This is a genomic window from Arthrobacter sp. H5, assembly GCF_000520595.1.
Lineage (GTDB): Bacteria > Actinomycetota > Actinomycetes > Actinomycetales > Micrococcaceae > Arthrobacter_D.
Genome location: NZ_AZSC01000360.1, coordinates 1 through 2,518, shown reverse-complemented (window position 1 = coordinate 2,518; position 2,518 = coordinate 1). Strand labels below are relative to the sequence as shown.

General features: G+C 62.2%; 1 protein-coding gene and 1 pseudogene. One reads left to right on the top strand and one right to left on the bottom strand.

Annotated features, from left to right (window positions below):
• Window positions 1-247: 247 nt before the first annotated feature.
• Window positions 248-1,580: pseudogene (locus Y708_RS22230) on the top strand (IS1380 family transposase).
• Window positions 1,581-1,898: 318 nt separating this feature from the next.
• Here Y708_RS22230 and Y708_RS22225 read toward each other — a convergent pair.
• Window positions 1,899-2,183, bottom strand: coding sequence for a hypothetical protein (locus Y708_RS22225; protein ID WP_253905655.1), 285 nt, complete (start codon window positions 2,181-2,183; stop codon window positions 1,899-1,901).
• Between the last annotated feature and the right edge of the window lie 335 nt (window positions 2,184-2,518).

Here is a 2,518-nt window from a genome sequence, read left to right as displayed (position 1 = left end):
AGCACTCCATGAGGCTTTCCCGCACCTGACAAGGACCCCATACCAACTCGAACGGGCGGTCGAAGGGGTTTACCGGCTCCGTAACCGCGTCGCGCATCTTGAACCACTGATAAACAGCAACGTGCCCGCCCAATTAGTCAACATGCGCACGGTGATCGGGGCCATAGATCCGCAACTGCTGTCCTGGTTTGCCTCCACCGAACGCATCGGATCAACTGAGGTGTCGACGGCCGGGTTGGTTCCGGTCATGGGGTTGGCCAGGGACGCCGGATTGCATGAGTTGACCGATCACTGGTTGACGGTACCTACGGATAAGGGCGCGAACGCCGGTTTGAAGGTCGGCTCCTTGGTAGCCGGGATGGTCGCTGGCGCGGATTCAATCGATGACATGGCCTTGCTGCGCCACGGTGGGATGAAACGCCTTCTTGATGCCTGCTACGCACCCTCGACGCTGGGCTCATTCCTGCGGAAGTTCACCTTCGGGCACGTGCGCCAGTTGGATGCGGTCGCCTCCCGCTTCCTGACCAACCTCGACAGGTGCGCTGCGCTGCTTGGCACCGACGCACCGCTGCTTGGTGACCCGGGAGCGGAGGACTTCGTTTTCGTGGACGTCGATGACACGATCATCGAGGTTCACGGCTACGCCAAGGAGGGTGCAGGCTACGGGTATTCCGGGGTCCGTGGACTGAACGCCTTACTGGCTACCGCCTCCACGAAGAACACTGCCCCGGTGATCCTGGCCCAACCCCGTTTCGTCAATCGCCAGAATCCCTCCCGGGTCCCCCAGATGCTTCGTCACCGACGCCCTCACCACGCTCAAGGGACTCTCGACTCAGCGGCAGGTGTTGTGCCGGTTTGATTCGGCCTATTATGGCCACGCCGTCGGGACCGCAGCCATAGCCGGTGGCGCGGAGGTGTCCGTGACCGCACGCATGGATCCGGCCGTCAAACGCGCCGTCACCACCATCGAGGACACCGCCTGGAAGACCATCGAGTACACCGACGCAATCTTCGACGAGGCCGCTAACTCGTGGATCTCACGGGCCGAGGTCGCCGGGATACCGTTCACCGCGTTCTCTTCCCGGAAGAAAACCGAACAGGTCACCGGACGGCTCGTCGTGCGCCGGATCCCGGAGCTGAACCCGAAAGCCGGGGACGGGCAGCCAACATTGTTTGACACCCACCGGTTCCACGCGTTCTTCACCACCGTCGACGCCAGGGTCATGGACACCATCGCCGCGGACCGGACACACCGCAAACACGCCATCATTGAACAAGTCAACGCAGATCTGAAGGACAGCGCACTGGCACACCTACCCTCGGGGAACTTCGCGGCGAACTCCGCCTGACTCGTCGCCGCGGTCATCGCCTACAACCTCACCCGCACCGCCGGAATCCTCGCCGGCGGAACTTTCAGTAAAAGCCGTACCGGCACGATCCGCCGCAAACTCATTCACATCCCGGCCAGAATCGCATCCAGCGCCCGAAGAACACGACTCCACCTCCCCGAATCCTGGCCCTGGCAAACCGCATGGGAACAACTATTCACCAGCATCCATCGACCGCCTGCCGCAGCGTAGGCAACCCGTTCATCCAGACGCAACCGCGCAATCAGGAACAAAAGTGGAACAACACCGGCAGTAAGGCCGAACAATAAGCCCTACCCAAAAACCAAAACCACAGCCAAACCCGGCCGCCAACCACCACCGACCAACCTTCGGTGGATCAAGGCTAAGACACCAGACGCCGGAACAACCTCTAGGGGCGTGAATCACTGGCCCTTTGATAAGGCGCCAAAGCAATTAGAAGCACCCGGCAGCAAGAAAAGCCTCAGCCACGCAGCGTCGCCCAGGACTGAAATGGCTCGGCCTGGAACGGCTTCAGCTTCGACACAGACCTCACCACACAGTATGCCGCAGCGGCTTACCTGTGATTGCGGCGCCGGTATAGGAGTGTGTAGCCAATGATGGCGAGGATCCCGGCGGCGGCTTCTGCCACTGCGGTGAGGGCCTTTTCCCGTACCAGACAGGCTCATACATCGACTGAATCGGGCCGATCGCTGGAACCTGCACGTACCTGTACAGGACCACGGCCGCCGATGCCGGGAGCCCAACAACCGCTGCCACCACGTACGCGACCCGGTCTCCCCGGATCAGGACATGCAGGGCGGCGAGGACGGCCATGCGCCTGGATCCGGAAGAGATTACCCCCACCGATTCCGCCCGGTGCAGCCTGCTGGAAACCGGGGTGCAAACTGGAAGTGGATGACAGCGCCAGCGACCAAGCCCACCGTAACCAGAACGCGCAGGACAATCATCAGTAATCGATTGCGCGCCTGGTCTGCGTTCGCTGGATCCCTTTCCCCAGCGGGCGTGCCCTACGGTTTCCAGCGGAGCTGCCTGCCCGGCTCACGAGATGACCAGCGTGCCGGACATCTCGGGTGGTAGGTGCAAATGATCGCGTAGTAGCGGACCCGAGATGGGCCTGATCGGCCTCGGCGGCGGAATTGCCCTCGCCC